Origin of the sequence: Paenibacillus sp. EKM301P, from assembly GCF_011800295.1 — a bacterium.
Classification (GTDB): Bacteria; Bacillota; Bacilli; order Paenibacillales; family Paenibacillaceae; genus Paenibacillus; species Paenibacillus polymyxa.
Window position 1 is genome coordinate 1 of sequence record NZ_JAALFM010000110.1, and the last position, 342, is coordinate 342.

1 protein-coding gene is annotated in these 342 nt (G+C 55.0%); it reads right to left on the minus strand.

Annotated elements, in window-relative coordinates; translation table 11 throughout:
- Positions 1-342, minus strand: a 342-nt coding sequence (locus HFD99_RS25070) for a condensation domain-containing protein (RefSeq protein WP_167441077.1), incomplete at both ends; no start/stop codon positions are given.

The window sequence follows — 342 nt, forward strand, 5'->3', positions numbered from 1 at the left end:
GTCGCTGGACGGATAATTGCGCATCGCCAGCGTGTTGATGAATACACCGACCAGACTCTCCAGTTCGGCATGCGGTCGTCCGGCAATCGGCGTGCCAACGACGATGTCCTCTTGGCCTGTGTATTTGTGTAAGAGCGTGGTGTACGCCGCCAACAACACCATATACAGAGTAGCGCCGGTTTGTGCCGCCAGTTCTTTCAGGCGTTCACTAACCTCATGCTCTAGTACAAATTCGATCGTATCCCCTGCCGTACTCTGCACCGCTGGGCGGGCAAAGTCAGTAGAGAGATCCAGTACAGGTAGTTCACCTTGGAAGGTGTCAAGCCAGTACGCTTCCTGACG